The sequence below is a fragment of the Pseudomonas sp. C5pp genome (assembly GCF_000814065.1).
Lineage (GTDB): Bacteria > Pseudomonadota > Gammaproteobacteria > Pseudomonadales > Pseudomonadaceae > Aquipseudomonas > Aquipseudomonas asiatica.
Genome location: NZ_JWLN01000015.1, coordinates 25,418 through 40,857 on the forward strand (window position 1 = coordinate 25,418; position 15,440 = coordinate 40,857).

The 15,440-nt window shown below is 62.1% G+C and carries 15 protein-coding genes; 9 read left to right on the forward strand and 6 right to left on the reverse strand.

Annotated elements, in window-relative coordinates:
• Positions 1-2: 2 nt before the first annotated feature.
• Together RR51_RS14210 and glnT are read right to left on the reverse strand one after the other, a co-directional pair.
• Positions 3-908, reverse strand: coding sequence for a class II glutamine amidotransferase (locus RR51_RS14210; protein ID WP_039613870.1), 906 nt, complete (start codon positions 906-908; stop codon positions 3-5).
• A 66-nt stretch (positions 909-974) separates the two neighbouring features.
• Positions 975-2,309: a type III glutamate--ammonia ligase gene (gene glnT, locus RR51_RS14215; protein ID WP_039613871.1), complete on the reverse strand. Its 1,335-nt coding sequence runs from the start codon at positions 2,307-2,309 to the stop codon at positions 975-977.
• 313 nt (positions 2,310-2,622) lie between these two features.
• Here glnT and RR51_RS14220 point away from each other — a divergent pair, with 313 nt between their 5' ends.
• Positions 2,623-3,216, forward strand: coding sequence for a helix-turn-helix domain-containing protein (locus RR51_RS14220; protein WP_039613872.1), 594 nt, complete (start codon positions 2,623-2,625; stop codon positions 3,214-3,216).
• Between the two features lie 63 nt (positions 3,217-3,279).
• Here the strand turns inward: RR51_RS14220 and RR51_RS14225 are convergent, their stop codons facing one another.
• On the reverse strand, positions 3,280-3,984 hold the full coding sequence (locus tag RR51_RS14225) for an NUDIX hydrolase (RefSeq protein WP_013973044.1): 705 nt from the start codon (positions 3,982-3,984) through the stop codon (positions 3,280-3,282).
• Positions 3,985-4,122: 138 nt separating this feature from the next.
• Between RR51_RS14225 and RR51_RS14230 the strand changes: the two genes are divergently transcribed.
• From RR51_RS14230 to RR51_RS14245, 4 genes are all read left to right on the forward strand, one after another.
• The gene (locus RR51_RS14230; protein ID WP_013973045.1) at positions 4,123-4,773 is read left to right on the forward strand and encodes an isochorismatase family protein; all 651 of its coding nucleotides are present in this window, start codon (positions 4,123-4,125) and stop codon (positions 4,771-4,773) included.
• A complete protein-coding gene (gene pncB / locus RR51_RS14235) occupies positions 4,770-5,966 on the forward strand; it encodes a nicotinate phosphoribosyltransferase (RefSeq protein WP_039613873.1) in 1,197 nt (398 codons plus the stop codon). The genes RR51_RS14230 and pncB overlap by 4 nt, the downstream gene beginning before the upstream one ends.
• A gap of 521 nt (positions 5,967-6,487) precedes the next feature.
• A complete protein-coding gene (locus RR51_RS14240; protein WP_039613874.1) occupies positions 6,488-7,351 on the forward strand; it encodes a universal stress protein in 864 nt (287 codons plus the stop codon).
• A 269-nt stretch (positions 7,352-7,620) separates the two neighbouring features.
• On the forward strand, positions 7,621-8,313 hold the full coding sequence (locus tag RR51_RS14245) for a formyl transferase (RefSeq protein ID WP_236693268.1): 693 nt from the start codon (positions 7,621-7,623) through the stop codon (positions 8,311-8,313).
• 85 nt (positions 8,314-8,398) lie between these two features.
• On the opposite strand, the gene RR51_RS14250 is transcribed toward RR51_RS14245, so the two are convergent.
• The gene (locus RR51_RS14250) at positions 8,399-9,286 is read right to left on the reverse strand and encodes a LysR family transcriptional regulator (RefSeq protein WP_039613876.1); all 888 of its coding nucleotides are present in this window, start codon (positions 9,284-9,286) and stop codon (positions 8,399-8,401) included.
• A 111-nt stretch (positions 9,287-9,397) separates the two neighbouring features.
• Here RR51_RS14250 and RR51_RS14255 point away from each other — a divergent pair, with 111 nt between their 5' ends.
• Positions 9,398-10,459, forward strand: a complete 1,062-nt coding sequence (locus RR51_RS14255; RefSeq protein WP_039613877.1) for a YeiH family protein — start codon at positions 9,398-9,400, stop codon at positions 10,457-10,459.
• A gap of 212 nt (positions 10,460-10,671) precedes the next feature.
• Positions 10,672-12,045, forward strand: a complete 1,374-nt coding sequence (gene ppnN / locus RR51_RS14260; protein ID WP_025338773.1) for a nucleotide 5'-monophosphate nucleosidase PpnN — start codon at positions 10,672-10,674, stop codon at positions 12,043-12,045.
• Between the two features lie 88 nt (positions 12,046-12,133).
• Here ppnN and RR51_RS14265 read toward each other — a convergent pair whose 3' ends face one another.
• Complete coding sequence (locus RR51_RS14265) at positions 12,134-13,276, reverse strand: GGDEF domain-containing protein (protein ID WP_039613878.1); 1,143 nt, start codon at positions 13,274-13,276, stop codon at positions 12,134-12,136.
• 165 nt (positions 13,277-13,441) lie between these two features.
• The gene (locus RR51_RS31045; protein WP_155951618.1) at positions 13,442-13,585 is read right to left on the reverse strand and encodes a hypothetical protein; all 144 of its coding nucleotides are present in this window, start codon (positions 13,583-13,585) and stop codon (positions 13,442-13,444) included.
• Between RR51_RS31045 and RR51_RS14270 the strand changes: the two genes are divergently transcribed.
• Together RR51_RS14270 and RR51_RS14275 are read left to right on the forward strand one after the other, a co-directional pair.
• On the forward strand, positions 13,584-13,931 hold the full coding sequence (locus tag RR51_RS14270; RefSeq protein WP_039613879.1) for a hypothetical protein: 348 nt from the start codon (positions 13,584-13,586) through the stop codon (positions 13,929-13,931). The two genes, RR51_RS31045 and RR51_RS14270, sit on opposite strands and share 2 nt — an antisense overlap.
• A gap of 259 nt (positions 13,932-14,190) precedes the next feature.
• On the forward strand, positions 14,191-15,150 hold the full coding sequence (locus tag RR51_RS14275) for a DMT family transporter (RefSeq protein WP_039613880.1): 960 nt from the start codon (positions 14,191-14,193) through the stop codon (positions 15,148-15,150).
• Positions 15,151-15,440 lie beyond the last annotated feature (290 nt).

The window sequence follows — 15,440 nt, forward strand, 5'->3', positions numbered from 1 at the left end:
GGTCAGGCGCTTTCGCGTTCCCAGACGTACAGGGTGGCCGGGGCCGGTTCCCAGACCTTGGCGTTCTCGATGCCCGGCAGGCTGGCCAGTGCCTGGTACTCCGAGGCCATGGCCACGTAGTCGTCGGTCTCGGCCAGCACGGCGGGCTTGCAGGCGATCGGGTCGCGGATCACGGCAAAGCCATTGCGGGTGCCGATGGCAAAGGTGAAGAAGCCGTCCAGGTCTTCCAGGGCGCCATCCAGGGCCTGGGCCAGGCTGTCGCCCTGCTGCAGGCGCCAGGTCAGGTAGCCGGCGGCCACTTCGGTGTCGTTGTCGGTCTCGAAGCTGATGCCTTCGCGCTTGAGCTCCTGGCGCAGGCGGAAGTGGTTGGATAGCGAGCCGTTGTGCACCAGGCACAGGTCGGCGCCGGTGGAGAACGGGTGGCTGCCCTCCATGGTCACGGCGCTCTCGGTGGCCATGCGGGTATGGCCGATGATGTGGCTGCCTTTCATGCCGGCCAGGCCGAAGCGGCTGGAGATTTCCGCCGGCAGGCCCATGCCCTTGAGGATCTCGATGCTCTGCCCGGCGCTCATGATGCGCACTTCAGGGGCCAGTTCGCTCAGGGCCTGGCGGGCCGACGTCTCGCGGGTGTGCACCTTGAGCACGGCGGCGCTGGCGTTCTGGAACCAGTCCAGCGAGCAGCCCAGGCGCCCTTCCAGCTGGCCCATCAGGGCCGCCCAGGGGTAGTTGACGTCAGTGGCCTGCAGGGTCAGCTTGACCCAGCCATCGGCCACTTCGTCGCCGTAGATGGCAAAGCCGGCGCTGTCCGGGCCACGGTCGGTCATGGCTTCGAGCATGGGTTCGAAGAGCTTGCCAAGCTGGGCTTCCAGCTCGGGCTTTTTCAGGTACAGACCTACGATTCCACACATGGTGATGCTCCTTACTAGGCAGTGGGCGACCGCTTTCGTGCTGGCTGCCCAAGGGATTGGGGGCGCTCAGAAGAATTCGGTGTAACGCTGGATTTCCCAGTCGGAGACGTGGCGGCAGTACTCCACCCACTCCATGCGCTTGAGCTTGATGAACTCGCCGACGATCTCGGCGCCCAGCACTTCGCGGAACAGCGGGTCGGCCTCCAGGGCGTCGGCGGCTTCCTTCAACGACTGCGGCAAGGTCTTGATGCCACGTGCGGCAATCTCTTCCAGGCTCAGGTTGTAGAGGTTCTCGTTGCACATCTCGCCCGGCTCCAGTTGGCGGTCGATGCCATCGAGGCCGGCGGCAATGATCGCGGCGGTGACCAGGTACGGGTTGCAGCCAGCGTCCGGCAGGCGGAACTCCAGGCGGCCATAGGGGATGCGCACCATCGCCGAGCGGTTGTTGGCGCCGTAGGCGACAAACGCCGGGGCCCAGGTGGCGCCGGAAAGCGAGCGGCCGACCACCAGGCGCTTGTACGAGTTGACCGTGGGCGCGGCGAAGGCGCACAGCGCCGGGCCATGGGCCAGCAGGCCTGCGGCAAAGTGGTAGGCCAGCTTCGACAGGCCCATGCCGCTGCTGTCGGACGGGTCATGGAACAGGTTCTTGTTGGTGCTGCTGGCCAGCGACAGGTGGAAGTGCATGCCATTGCCGGCGCGCTTGGGGTCGGGCTTGGGCATGAACGAACAGATCATGCCCAGGTCGTTGGCGATCTCGCCGGCGGCCATGCGGAAGAAGGTGAAGCGGTCGGCCGACTCCATGGCGTCGCTGTAGGTGTAGTTGATCTCGAACTGGCCGTTGGCGTCCTCGTGGTCGATCTGGTAGATGTCGAAGCCCACCGGCTGCAACGCCTCGGTCAGGCGCTCGAGGAACAGCCGCGAACGCGACAGGCCCTTGTAGTCGTAGCACGGCTTGTCGAGGTTGTCGGAGGCATCCACCAGTTGCAGCTTGCCTTCCTCGTCGCGGCGGAACAGGCTGAATTCGGGTTCCAGGCCGGTGTTCAGGGTCCAGCCCTTGTCGGCCAGGCGCTGCACCTGCTGCTGCAACACATAACGGCTGTCGTAGGGCCAGGGTTGGCCGTTCACGTGGCCTACGCACACCACCCGGCCGTAGCCAGGCTGCCACGGTACCGGGATCAAGGTAGAAAGGTCGCCGCGGGCCATGAAGTCGGGGCCGTGCGGCTCCATGCCCATGCCGCAGATGGCGAACCCGGCAAAGCCGGCGCCCTCCTCGGCCACCATCTTCAGGCCCGAGACCGGCACCGATTTGGTCTTCGCCGAGCCATGGATATCGACGAACTGTGCCAGCACGTACTTGATGCCGTGCTGATCGAGGGTGCGCTGGGTTTCTGCTGGCAACATGGGTTGAACACTCCTGGGCAAGGGGCAATGATTCCGCATGAGAAATTTACTTTCCTCACAGGAATGCAATGCGCTTGCCAACTTTGTTCAGGGTGCAACCTTGTGTGCCTGTTCGGGTCTCTTCGCGGGCCTGTGGGAGCGGGTTCACCCGCGAAGAGGCCCGCACCGGCAACCCAAAACCCAAGCAGATTTCCATGCTCCATTTATGGGAAACTTGTTTTCACCCGAGGAAAGATGCAGCCACCGTAGCTGCATTTCGCACTTTCCCAGTGCGAAAACTTTATTCTTGAACTGAAACCGTGCAGGACATTCGATGCCAACCGAAACCGAACCGCGCCTTCGCCTGGAGCAGTACCTGGGCCTGCAGATCAAGCGCCAGCGCCAGGCCCAGTCCCTCAAGCTAGCCGACGTGGCGCGCATCGCCGGCATCAGCCAAGGCATGCTGAGCAAGATCGAGAACGCCCAGGTATCCACCAGCCTCGACACCCTCAGCCGCCTGTGCGACGTGCTGGGCATGCCGATGGCCAAGCTGTTCAGCCAATATGACCAGCCCGACGGCAATGCCTTGTTGGTGAAAGCCGGTGAAGGGCTGGAGGTGGTGCGCCGCGGTACCGAGAAAGGCCACACCTACCATTTGCTCAATCACGCCAGGGGGCCGAAGAAGAACTTCGAGGCGTACATGGTGAGCATGGACGACGCCAGCGAAGAGTTCCCGACCTTCGCCCACCCCGGCACCGAGTTCCTCCACTTGCTGGAGGGTGAACTGGTGTACCGCCACGGCAACCAGCTCTATCACATGCAGGCCGGCGACAGCCTGACCTTCGACGGCGAGACCCCGCACGGCCCCGAGCAGCTGGTGCAGGTACCCATCCGCCTGTTGTCGATCATGAACTACGGCGACGAGTGACGCGGCGCGCCAGGCACCCGCGGAGAACAGGATGCCAACCGCTGCGCACACTGATGCAGGCGACTAAGCGCCCTCAGGCAGCAGACTGCGATCGAACATGAACGCCCGCTCCCCCTGTGGCGTGTACTGATACAACTGCTGCGGCCGGCCCAGCCTGGGCTGGTTCTTCTCCCCGGTGTCCCTCACCCACCCCAGCTCGCGCAAGCGCTCCAGGCGTTTGCGCAGCGAGGTGTTGTTCACCGCCTGCCCCAGGCAAGCCTGCATCGCGCCTAGCGCATCCAGCACAGTGAACTTCTCCGCCAGCAGGTACAGCGGCAGGCTGCTGTACACCGTCTTCGCCGCCAGCCGCTCACGGGCGCGCTCCACCAACAGGTTGTGATCAAAGGGCAACAGCACCTTGCGCGCCAATACGCTGTCCAAGTCGAAAAACGCCAGTTGCTCGCCCTCGACGGCCTGCCCGGGTTCGAGCAAAGCCAGGTAATAGGTACTGAGTGACCATCCACGCGGGTCGCGAAAGGCATTGCCCTCGGTGCCTACCTGTTCCATGTAGCACGGTACAACCTGGGTTTTCTCGCGCAGTGCACGCTCGGCAGCAGCTTCCAGGCTGGTGTCGGGGGTGCGGCCATTGACGATCACCCCGGGCAAGGCCCACTGGCCGGCATGCGGTTCACGCTCACGACGGTGCAACAGCACCTGCAGATGCTGAGCTTCGGGGGCCATGCGCAGGGCGACGATATCGACGCTGGCCAGGACTTCGACTGCATTCACCGGGGGACTCCTTGTTCAAGGCCTTCATAATCCACCAGGGTGTATAAGTAAGGCAACACCAAATCCCTAACAAGATGGCACTTGACATACTTAATACACCAGATGAATTATATAGCCATGTCAGCAAGGAGAACCGCCATGAAGATCGCCAGTTTCGATGTCGACGCCCAGAACGGCTTCACCAACAACGTGCCACAAGAACTGCCGGTTCCTGAAGGCGATGAAATCGCGGTAGATCTTAATACCATGGCGTTACGCGCCGACCTGCGCCTGGGCAGCAAGGACGCCCACCCGGCCAACGCCGCCTGGGTAGTCGCCGACCCCGCGCACATGCTGCAGCCCCTGCAGCTGGCCAACGCCGACCTGACCTGGGTCAGCCACTGCGTGCCCGGCACACCCGGCTTCGAGTTGCTGCCCGGCCTGCCGGCCCCCATCGACTATGACTATTTCGTATGGAAAGGCGTCGAGCCCGACCTGCACCCCTACGGCGCCTGCTACCACGACCTGGCCGAACGCCGCTCCACCGGGGTGATCGAGTACCTCAAGGTGCAGCAGGTGGGCGCGGTGATCGTCGGTGGCCTGGCCCTGGACTATTGCGTCAGGACCACTGCGCGCCAATTGCGCCAGGCCGGCTTCCAGGTGCTGTTGTACCTGCCGGCCTGCCGCGCCCTCACCCAGGCAGGCGCCATCGAAGCATGTGGCGCCCTGGCCGCCGAGGGCGTGATCCTCTGCGGCGACGAAGCCGCGCTCGACTACCAGCTCTCTCTGATCAAGGAAGACCGCCCATGAGCGACAGCGTTTTCGGCCCACGCATCATCCAGAACCTGCTGGACACCGATTTCTACAAGATCACCATGATGCAGGCGGTGCTGCACAACTACCCCAATGCCGAGGTGGAATGGGAGTTTCGCTGCCGTAACGGCGAGAACCTCGCACCTTACCTGGCGGAAATCCGGTATCAGGTCGAGCAACTGGCCGATGTCAGCGTCACGCATGACCAGCTCGCCTACCTGGAGAAAATCCCGTTCATCAAACCGGATTTCATCCGTTTTCTCAGCCTGTTCCGCTTCAACCTGCGCTATGTGCAGGTGGGGCTGGATGATGCCGGGCAACTGGCGATTCGCGTGCGCGGGCCGTGGTTGCACGTGATTCTCTACGAGATCCCGCTGCTGGCGATCATCAGCGAGGTGCGCAACCGCTACCGTTATCGCGAGGTGGTGATCGAGCAGGTCCGCGAGCGCCTGTATCAGAACCTCGACTGGCTGAAGGCCGAGGCCAGCGCCGAAGAACTGGCCGGTTTCCAACTGGCCGACTTCGGCACCCGGCGGCGGTTCTCCTACCGGGTGCAGGAAGAGGTGGTGCACATTCTGAAGCGTGACTTCCCGGGTCGCTTTGTCGGTACCAGCAACGTGCACCTGGCCCGCGAATACCAGCTCAAGCCGATCGGCACCATGGCCCACGAGTGGTTCATGGCTCACCAGCAACTCGGCCCGCGCCTGGTCGACAGCCAGGCTGCCGCACTGGAATGCTGGGTGCGGGAGTATCGAGGGCTGCTGGGCATCGCCCTGACCGACTGCATTACCATGGACGCGTTCCTGCGCGACTTCGACCTGTACTTCGCCAAGCTGTTCGATGGCCTGCGGCACGATTCGGGCGATCCGCTGGCCTGGGCGGAAAAGGCCATTGCCCACTATGAGCGGCTGGGGATCGACCCGAAGAGCAAGACCCTGATTTTTTCCGACGGGCTGGACCTTGCCAAGGCGCTGGGGTTGTACCGGGCGTTGCATGAGCGCATCAATGTGAGCTTTGGCATTGGTACCAGGCTGACCTGCGATATCCCGGGCGTGGAGCCGATGAATATCGTGATCAAGATGACGGCCTGCAATGGGGCACCAGTGGCCAAGATTTCCGACAGCCCGGGCAAGACACAGTGCCGGGATGAAAATTTCGTGGCGTACCTCAAACATGTTTTCAATTGCTGAAGGTGGCACCCTTCTTCGAGTGGAAGCGCACACGCATGTTGTAATTAAACGTTTCCACTTCTCACCCTTTGTACTGCGATTAATCAGAGCTGGTTGCACATCACAAAAGCTCAGGGCTTGCTGTACTTGGCTCGATATCTACCGTATATGGCACTACTTCCATTTGGAATAACACGGGCGACGGATTGCATTGCCCAATCGTTCTGTACGCGTCAAAATCACTGGTCATATGACCGGTCGGCGATCCCCCATTGGCGGGCCGAGCAAGGTGGCGACCCCAAAGCATCGGGCGTTCCTACCGGCCATACCGTCCATTCATGACCTTGCCAGTCGTGGCGTGTTCAGCGCCCTAGCGTTATGCCCGACCACGACGCGAGACAATGCTTGGCAGAGGCAGATTCGGCTCCCGAATCCGGTGAACCGAATGTAGTCGCGATAATCGACGCGTATGCCTATCGCAGGGACAACTAGAGAAGCGTCCGCGCCATCCCCAAAACGTACTCAATGTACAGGGAGGCGCCATGCATACCACCCGTAACGCCCTGGTGGTGTTGGCCCAACACCAGCATGATGACCTGGCCCTGACCAAGGCCAAGCAGATTGCCGACCTTACCCACGCCCACTTGCATCTACTGCTCTGTGCCAAGCCAAATGGGCATTCGTCGTATCTGAAGCTGATGCAGGAGCAACTGGTGCAGGAGGGATACGATGTCAGTGCTCAGCAGGCTTGGCACGACAATCCCTGCAAGACGGTGTTCGCCGTACAGCAGGCTGAAGGTTGCGACCTGGTGATCAAGCAGCATCGAGCGGACAGCGCACTAAAAAAGGCGCTACTCACTCCTGAAGACTGGCACTTGCTGCGCCAGTGCCCGAGCCCGGTGCTGATGGTCAAGCATGCCAATCCTTGGACAGAGCGCCCCATCCTTACGGCCATTGACGCTGGCAGCGACGACCTCAAGCATCGTGTGCTGCAGGTTGGCATCCTCAGCCACGGCCACGACCTCGCCCACCTCAGTCATGCCAGCCTGCACATGATGAGCGCCTACCCTTATCCGATGCTGTCGGCAGCCGACCCCATATTCCAGCTCAAGGAAAGCATCCTGACCTTCTACCATGAGCAGTGCCAGGGCTATCAGGACGAGTTCGATATCGACGACCAACACCTGCACCTTGCGGAAGGCCCTGCCGACCAGCTGATTCCGCATGTCGCCCATCAGCTAGGCGCCGCCCTCACGGTTCTCGGCAGCGTGGCGCGCAGAGGCCTGAGTGGCGTACTGCTAGGTAACACTGCCGAATTAGTACTTGATGCCATGGAAAGTGATGTGCTGGTGCTCAAACCCTGGGATGTCATCCGTGAATTGGAAGCGCTGGCCGCTCACCACTGAGCAGACGCCTGATAGCCGCTCCCGGGCATGAGCCCGGGAGCAAACGGCAGAGTCAACTTGAATGACGAAAATGCAACTATGCTCGGTCTGAATACCGAAACTGATTTAAAGGCAGGTCTGCCGGAGGTCTAAAGTTGCGAATCGCTTTTCTGGTGAACCGGGACGTTGAGAGCAACCTCACTCTCAATTTCCTGTTGCCCGAGATTCACGAGAGCACAGTGGGAATATTCCTCTCGGAGAGAGTGGGATCGGGCAGGAACGTGCCACGCATGCTCGGACAACTGGCATTGATCGAGCAGGACTTCTTCAATGCCTTGGCCCCTGGATTAATCGGATCGAGCGACCAGATCAGCAGCGGGCATCGATTCGGTTTTGCAGAACTGCAGCAACGCTTTGGGGTTCCTGTACGGGTATTGCCCAGCTTGAGTGATCCTGCGGGCCTGCAAATGCTGCAGGACGCGGGAGCAGATCTGTTCATCTCAATCCGCTTTGGTCAGATCCTGAAGAATGAAGCGCTGGCAATTCCGTCACGTGGTGTCCTCAATCTTCACTCTGGCCTCTTGCCTCAGTATCGAGGTGTTCTGGCGACCTTCCGGGCGCTGCTGAACGGGGACCCGGAGATCGGCTGTACGCTCCATTGGATCGACAGTCCCGGCATTGATGTTGGTCGCATCATTGAGACTGCCAGGGTGGCAGTCGAAAAGGAGCGCTCCTTGCTGTGGCACATCCTTTCACTTTATCAACCAGGCGCGCGTCTCATCCTGAACGCAATCAGGCGCCTGGAGCGCGATGAGCCTATGACAGGAACGTCTCAAGATCGATCTGCCGGGGCCTATTACTCCTTTCCCAGCGAGGATGACCTGATGCAGTTCACGGCACGGGGGTGGCGGCTCTTCGATCGCGAGGACGTTTGGGATCTTTTCGAATCGTACGGATTTCCGTTACGGATAAACACGCTTTGAGAGCCGAACGGCGGGGTACCGCACCGCATTCAAGAAACGTGAGAAACCTGTGGGAGCGGGCAAGCCCGCGAAAAGGCCAGCACAATCACCCCACCTCTGGCAGACCAACACACAACTCCAGAAACCGCGCCGCAGCCCGCGACGGGGTGGCTGCATGCGGCACCAGAATGGAAAACCGCCGCACCAACGCCTGCGGCATAACCTGCAACCGCTGCAACGCCCCGTCCTCATGTCGGATCGACATCGCCGACACAAAGCCAATCCCCATCCCGGCTCGCACAGCCTCCTTCACCCCTTCCACGCCGGCAATTTCCAGCGCCACGCGCATCGCCACGCCGCTGCGGGCAAATGCCCGCTCGACGATCTGTCGCACACCCGAGCCGCTCTCGCGTAATACCAACGGGTAAGCCCCCAGCGACGCCAGCGTCTGCCGGTCATTGCCGGCCAGCGGATGACCACGTGGCACGATGGCCACGATCTCGTCTTCCCGCCACGCCGTCACCGCCGTGCCCAATGGCAGTTCCTGCCCAGGCGGCCCTTCGATCAGGGCGATATCGACGCTGTCCAGCGCAGCGACGATTTCTGCCGTATTGCCGTTGGAAGTGCTCACCAGCACCTCCGGGTAGCGGGCATGGAAATCGGCAATCAGGTAAGGCAGCAGATAGCTGGCCGGCGTGGTACTGGCGCCGATGCGCAAGGTACCGCGCTCCAGCCCGCGCATGGCCTCGCGTAGTGCCTGGGCCTGACGGAAGGTTTCACGCAGGCGCTCGGCGTGGGCCAGCAGTTGCTCGCCAGCCGCTGTCAGCCGCACACCACGGCCGGCCCGCTGATACAGCGGCTCGCCAAATGCCTCCTGCAGCAGTTTGAGCTGGCCAGACACCGCCGGCTGCGACAAATGCAGGGCTTGGGCCGCATGGCTGATGTTGCCGTGCTCGGCGACGGTAGCGAAAGTTATCAGTTGTTCCGGGGTCATGAATGAAAAATATCAGCTAAACGGATATTTGCCATCCCAAATTACGATTTTTTATAAGCTTATAACCAGATTAACGTAAGCCATGTCGAAACACCTTTCCGGAGGACTCACATGGCCACGGCTCCGTCCAACCCCGCCTTTGCACCTACCCTCTCTACCCGAGGGCGGCTCAATGGCATCCTGTTCGTCGCGCTGTTCGCGCTTGCGGTCACGCAGTTGGCCGCCCTGCCCGCCATCGCCAACCTGGGTATCAGCCCGCTGATCGTCGGTATCGTCGCCGGTGCGCTTTACGGCAATGCACTGCGTGACGGCGTTCCCGCCAGCTGGGCGGCGGGTATCAACTTTTCCGCCCGCGGCCTGCTGCGCATTGCCGTGGCCTTCTTCGGCCTGCGGGTGAGCCTGCAGGAAATTGCCGAAGTCGGCTGGTCCGGGCTCATCGTGTCGTTGCTGGTGGTGTCCAGCACCCTGCTGATCGGCCTGTGGTGTGGCATGAAGCTGTTCAAGCTGGACCGCGATACCGCCTTGCTGACTGCCGCAGGCAGCGCCATCTGCGGCGCCGCTGCGGTTCTGGCCTTCGAGTCGGCCCTGCGCAGCGCACCGCATAAAAGCGCCATGGCGGTTGGTAGCGTGGTGCTGTTCGGCACCCTGTCGATGTTCCTCTACCCATTGGCGATCAACGCCGGCTGGCTGCACCTGGATACCATGGGCGCCGGGCTGTTCCTGGGTGGCACCATTCACGAGGTGGCCCAGGTGGTCGGTGCGGCCAGCAACGTCAGCCCAGAGGCCACGCATATCGCCACCATCGTCAAGATGACCCGGGTGATGCTGCTGGTACCGGTGCTGCTGGTGGTGGGCCTCTGGATCAGCCGCGCGCGCCAGCCGGGCCAGGCACAGGGCAACGGGCGCATCGCCATGCCCTGGTTCGCCTTCGGCTTCCTCGCGCTGGTACTGGTGAACTCGCTGCAGGTGTTGCCGGGCAGCGTGACGCAGGCGGTCAACAGCCTGGATACCTTTGCCCTGACCATGGCCATGACCGCGCTGGGGATGGAGACACGCTTCAGCCAGATTCGTCAGGCCGGGCCGCGGGCGCTGGCCACCGGGGCGATTCTCAACCTCTGGCTAGTGTTTGGTGGTGTGGCTATTACCCTGGGTGTGCAGAAGCTGTTGGGATGAATTGAGATCGAGTCGCCTGCTTCGCGGGTAAACCCGCTCCCACAGGTATCGCGCTGCTTTCAGAACCTGCGCCGTACCTGTGGGAGCGGGTTTACCCGCGAAGCAGACGGCTCGGTCTGATGAGGTTTTTGTTGCCCCCCCTCGTTGCCGTCCAAATTTCTCGGTATGGTGTTGTCAAAGAAGGATGTTTTACCCGCACAGGAAAGACTTAGATGCCTCAACGCAATGTCATCAATGCATCCGTCAGCCCCAAAGGCAGCCTGGAGACGCTGTCACAACGTGAAGTGCAGCAACTGAGTGAAGTCGGTACCGGTAGCCTTTACACCCTGTTCCGCCAGTGCGCCCTGGCCATCCTCAACACCGGCGCCCATGTCGACAATGCCAAGACCATCCTCGAGGCCTATCAGGACTTCGAGGTGCGTATTCATCAACAGGACCGCGGCGTGCGCCTGGAGCTGCTGAATGCCCCGGCCGATGCTTTCGTTGATGGCGAAATGATAGCCAGCACCCGTGAAATGCTGTTCAGCGCCCTGCGCGACATCGTCTACACCGAAAGCGAGCTGGCCAGCCAGCGCATCGACCTGGAAAGCTCCCAGGGCATCACCGACTATGTCTTCCACCTGCTGCGCAACGCTCGCACCCTGCGCCCGGGCGTGGAGCCGAAGATGGTGGTGTGCTGGGGTGGCCATTCGATCAGCAGCGAGGAATACCAGTACACCAAGAAGGTCGGCCACGAGCTGGGCCTGCGCAAGCTGGATGTGTGCACCGGCTGCGGCCCGGGTGTGATGAAGGGCCCGATGAAGGGCGCCACCATTGCCCACGCCAAGCAGCGCATGCACGGCAGCCGCTACCTGGGCCTGACCGAACCGGGCATCATCGCCGCCGAAGCGCCCAACCCGATCGTCAACGAACTGGTGATCCTGCCGGACATCGAGAAGCGCCTGGAAGCCTTCGTCCGTGTCGGCCACGGCATCATCATCTTCCCGGGCGGTGCCGGCACGGCCGAGGAGTTCCTCTACCTGCTGGGCATTCTCATGCACCCGGACAACCAGAACCTGCCGTTCCCGGTGGTACTCACCGGCCCGCGCAGTGCCGAGCCGTACCTGCAACAGTTGCACGCGTTCGTCGGCGCTACCCTGGGTGAGGCGGCACATCGCTTGTACGAGATCATCATCGATGACCCGGCGGAAGTTGCCCGACACATGGTCGAAGGGCTCAAGGCGGTCAAGCAGTTCCGCCGCGAGCGCAACGATGCCTTCCACTTCAACTGGCTGCTGAAGATCGAGGAGAGCTTCCAGCGGCCGTTCGACCCGACTCACCAGGCCATGGCCGACCTCGACCTGCGGCGCGAGCTGCCGGCCCACGAACTGGCTGCCAACTTGCGCCGGGCGTTTTCCGGCATCGTCGCCGGCAACGTGAAGGACAAGGGCATCCGCCTGATCGAGGAACACGGGCCGTATCAGATCCGTGGCGACAGCGCCGTGCTGGACCCACTGGGCCGGCTGTTGCAGGCGTTCGTCGACCAGCATCGGATGAAGTTGCCTGGCGGCGCGGCGTATGTACCGTGCTACCAGGTGGTGACCTGATTCGCCATTCTTGTTGTTGCTTCGGCATTTGCTTCTAAGCGCGCGATAGTTCAGGCGCTTAGAAGCAAAAGCAAAGGCAAAACTGCTACTAACTGAGGTCGGCCATCGGTCGTTCGACGAAGCGGATGCTGTCGCGCCCACCGCGCTTGGACTGGTACAAGGCGACATCCCCCTGCTCGATCAAGGCCGCAAGGCTCGTCGGCGGTTGGTCGAACAGGTTGGCGCCGATGCTCAAGGTGACTGGCTGCGGCGTAGGTACCGTCTTGCTGGCATACTGCTGGAACTGCTCGCGCAGCAGTCCACCCAGCTCCATGACCCGCTCGCTGCTCGCATCACACAGCAGAATGACGAACTCATCACCGCCCAGCCGCGCCGCCAGTGAGCGCTCGGGCAGCACCGTACGAATCATCTCGCTCAGGGCAATCAGCAAGCGGTCCCCTGCAACATGCCCGTGCAGGTCGTTGACCAGCTTGAAGTTGTCGATGTCGATCAGTAGCAAGGCCCCGGGCTGCGCCGGATCCACTGCCTTGAAGAAAGGCCCCGCCCGCACCTCCAGTGCGCGTCGGTTGTACAGCGCCGTCAACGGGTCACGGGCTGCCAGGCGGGCAATCCGCTCTTCGCGCCGGTAACGCACGGTGCCGGTCATCGACAAGGCAATCAGCATGATCGCCATCGCACCTTCGACCAACGAAACCTGAATGATCAGCCCGCCGAAGGTGGCCAGGTCAATCAACGTACCCGGTGTGATCGCAATGATCGCCTTGGCCACATAGAACAACCCATGAACCAGCAACACATAGCGCAACTGCACCGCGCCAACACTCAGCGACTTGCCATGCGGCCGCAACAGCCAGCTGGCCTTGAGCGTCAACAGCGCCACCAGCAACGAGTTGACCATCAGCATCACCTTCGACCACTGCGGCCCAACAGGCAACAGCAGCAAGGCAAACCACACCAGCACGACCGATAACCAGATACGCGACAGCCGCACCTGGGTGAAGCGCAACACCCCCACCAGGAAGAACCAGTGCGCCACCACCAGCAAGCCGTTGGCGAACCAGATACCGATCAGCAACAAACCGATGCCACGCAGCAAGGCCAGGGTGGAACCAATCGTGATGGTGGCAAAGCCTGCGCTCCAGAACAGCAGCGACGGCTCGCGTACGCTGCGCCACTCGATCGCCAGGTACAACGCAGCCGCGGCAGCCAGAGCGATCGAGATAGTGAGCATCGTGGGTGGATCAAGCGCCATGAACGGTTTGGCCTATCTGGTTGACGAGGAAAAGGCCCGATTGTATGCGCTCGTGATGACTTTTCAGAGGAGCCTTACACCACCAGCCTGCAAATGATAGCCCAGCCCTGGCCGATACCCGTGCGAGTGAATGTCATATTGACATCAGCCTGTCATTTGCACCACAAAAACCGCTGTCGTTATGACAACACACCAGCGCAACACGCCCATCTGCAAGGGCTGCCCAGCTGGCACGAAAGCTGAACCATTCTCTTTCGCCACTACCTGCCTTGCGGAAATAACCATCATGAAAAATATCCTCCTCCCTCTGGCGATGTCCCTGTCCATCGCCCTGCCCGCCTGTGCCGACGAGGTGCTCTCGGAAAGCCCCGACAACACGGTGGGCTATGGCGCCGGCGGCGTCAGCGGCCTGATGGTCGGCGCCGCGCTCGGTGGCCCGTTCGGCGCCATCGCCGGTGCAGCCCTGGGTGCATTTGGCGGCGCCGCCGTGCAACAAGGCAGCGGGCACAGCGACGCGGCCTACGTGGTACGCCATGACGACGGCAGTACCCAGCGTTATCGCTCGCCCAATGCCCGCTTCAAGCCCGGTGATCAGGTGCAGGTGAGTGGTATTCGCCTGGCCCCGGCGCAGTAAGCCGTTGCCCGGACAAAAAGCTCACCAGTTGCCGCCCATGTGAGCTCAGGCGCTCCCAGTCGCGGAAACACAAACGTAGCTCCAGGGTGGCCCAGCTTTCCGCCAGGGCCACCCGACGCACCGGCAGCTCCTGCTCGGCGCGCACGGCGGCTGTTCGGGCAGCATGGCCAGGTTCATCGCCAATTCCTCGATAAAGCGCTGCTAGTGGGGCTGCCTTCAGTTCAGAATAACCCTGTCTTTCTTCCGCCGCGGGTACCCCATGAACGCATTACGCAGCCTGATCCAGCGCCAACTGCAAAGCGGCGCCCTTTACGCCGTGCTGGCGGCCCTGGGTTTCAGCTTCAAGGCCATCTTCGTCAAGCTCGCCTATGCCGCAGGGCCGGTGGACGCCATCAGCCTGCTGGCATTGCGCATGGGGCTGTCGCTGCCGATGTTCGCCTGGCTGGTATGGGCCAGCCGTGGTCAGGGCAGCGCACCGCTCAACCTGGGCGATGGGCTGCGTGTCGCGTTGCTCGGGCTGCTGGGCTACTACCTGGCCAGCCTGTTCGACTTCTATGGCCTGCAGTACATCAGCGCCGGGCTGGAGCGGCTGATTCTGTTCACCTACCCGACCCTGGTGCTGGTGTTCCAGGCCATCGCCCTGCGTGAGCGGCCAAGCCTGCGCACCTTGTCGGCCATGGGCCTGTGCTACCTGGGGCTGGGCATTGCCTTTGTCCACGATGTCAGTGTGGCCGGGGCTGGCCAGCAGGTAGTGCTGGGCTCGCTGTGGGTGTTCGCCAGTGCAGTGACCTACGCGCTGTATTACTCCGGCACCGGAATGATGCTCAAGCGCATGGGCTCGATGCGCCTGGCCGGGCTGTGCGGTACTGCGTCCTCGCTGATGGTGCTGGCGCATTACCTGGTGGTGGCACCGGTCGGGCAGTTGTGGCAGTTGCCGGGCGCAGTGTGGGCCAATGCCGGGTTGATGGCGGTGTTTTCCACGGTGCTGCCGATCTACTGGGTGGCGCTGGCGATACAGCGCCTGGGGCCGACCCATACTGCGGCAGTGGGCAACCTGGGGCCGGTGCTGACGGTGCTGGCATCGTGGGCGATCCTGAGCGAGGAGATTTCGCTGTATCAGGTCGTCGGGTTGGCGGTGGTGCTGTTTGCGGTGTCGCGGCTCAAGCCGCGGGGCAAACAGGAAACAAAGGTGGCTGAGGCCAAAGGTGCAGCAGCCTGACTGCGGTCACTGTGGAAGATTGCCCAGCCCTTTGGGCTGCGCTGTCGCACAGATAACTGAATTCGCAAGCGATCCTCATACCCTGTGGGAGCGGCTTTAGCCGCGAAGAATCCAACGCGGTGCATGGCACCGGCTGCGCCGGTGTTCGCGGCTAAAGCCGCTCCCACAGGGTCCCTGCTAATTCAATGAGTTATGTGCAGTTCTATGAGAGCGGCCTTGCGTCGCGAAAGGGCTGCAGAGCAGCCCCGGCAATTTTGGTAGCAACACCAACGTCTGGGGCCGCTTTGCGG

Coding starts and splice junctions, on each gene's coding strand:
- RR51_RS14230 (WP_013973045.1), top strand. CDS start 4,123: ATGAAGATCGCCAGTTTCGATGTCGACGCCCAGAACGGCTTCACCAAC.
- RR51_RS14240 (WP_039613874.1), top strand. CDS start 6,488: ATGCATACCACCCGTAACGCCCTGGTGGTGTTGGCCCAACACCAGCAT.
- ppnN (WP_025338773.1), top strand. CDS start 10,672: ATGCCTCAACGCAATGTCATCAATGCATCCGTCAGCCCCAAAGGCAGC.
- RR51_RS14275 (WP_039613880.1), top strand. CDS start 14,191: ATGAACGCATTACGCAGCCTGATCCAGCGCCAACTGCAAAGCGGCGCC.
- glnT (WP_039613871.1), bottom strand. CDS start 2,309: ATGTTGCCAGCAGAAACCCAGCGCACCCTCGATCAGCACGGCATCAAG.
- RR51_RS14245 (WP_236693268.1), top strand. CDS start 7,621: ATGCTCGGACAACTGGCATTGATCGAGCAGGACTTCTTCAATGCCTTG.
- RR51_RS14220 (WP_039613872.1), top strand. CDS start 2,623: ATGCCAACCGAAACCGAACCGCGCCTTCGCCTGGAGCAGTACCTGGGC.
- RR51_RS14210 (WP_039613870.1), bottom strand. CDS start 908: ATGTGTGGAATCGTAGGTCTGTACCTGAAAAAGCCCGAGCTGGAAGCC.
- RR51_RS14270 (WP_039613879.1), top strand. CDS start 13,584: ATGAAAAATATCCTCCTCCCTCTGGCGATGTCCCTGTCCATCGCCCTG.
- RR51_RS31045 (WP_155951618.1), bottom strand. CDS start 13,585: ATGATGGTTATTTCCGCAAGGCAGGTAGTGGCGAAAGAGAATGGTTCA.
- RR51_RS14265 (WP_039613878.1), bottom strand. CDS start 13,276: ATGCTCACTATCTCGATCGCTCTGGCTGCCGCGGCTGCGTTGTACCTG.
- RR51_RS14255 (WP_039613877.1), top strand. CDS start 9,398: ATGGCCACGGCTCCGTCCAACCCCGCCTTTGCACCTACCCTCTCTACC.
- RR51_RS14250 (WP_039613876.1), bottom strand. CDS start 9,286: ATGACCCCGGAACAACTGATAACTTTCGCTACCGTCGCCGAGCACGGC.
- pncB (WP_039613873.1), top strand. CDS start 4,770: ATGAGCGACAGCGTTTTCGGCCCACGCATCATCCAGAACCTGCTGGAC.